Origin of the sequence: Streptomyces wedmorensis, assembly GCF_000716445.1 — a bacterium.
GTDB lineage: Bacteria > Actinomycetota > Actinomycetes > Streptomycetales > Streptomycetaceae > Streptomyces > Streptomyces wedmorensis.
The window spans coordinates 1-338 of sequence record NZ_JNWK01000185.1 but is presented as its reverse complement, the minus strand read 5'-3'; the positions used below and the strand labels follow the sequence as shown (position 1 = coordinate 338).

Below are 338 nucleotides of genomic sequence, written 5' to 3'. Positions count from 1 at the left end.
GCCGCGTCAACGTCCTCTGGGCCCTCCTCCGCGACGGACGGAGATACGAACTCACGCCACCCACCGCACGCGCGGCTTGACAGACCGCATTAGGAATCAATGAGCTTCTTCAGCGTTGCAGCTCCAGTGTGAGGATGGCCTTGGCGATTGACGTCATGCGGTTGGGGCTGCAGCGGGACCTGCGGAAGATCCGCCAGGTCTTCAGGCGGGCGACGCCGCGTTCGACGGGTGCGCGTGTTGCGGCCAGGGCACGGTTGCGGGTCTTGTCGGTGGGGGTCAGTTCCTGCAGGGGCTTGCGTTTGATGCCCGTGGTCAGCCAGGGACCGGCGCCCTGGTAG

1 protein-coding gene is annotated in these 338 nt (G+C 66.3%); it reads right to left on the bottom strand.

Annotated features, from left to right (window positions below; translation table 11 throughout):
* Nucleotides 1–109 precede the first annotated feature (109 nt).
* On the bottom strand, nucleotides 110–338 hold a 229-nt coding region (locus tag OO54_RS41040), incomplete at its 5' end, for a transposase family protein (RefSeq protein WP_033212900.1).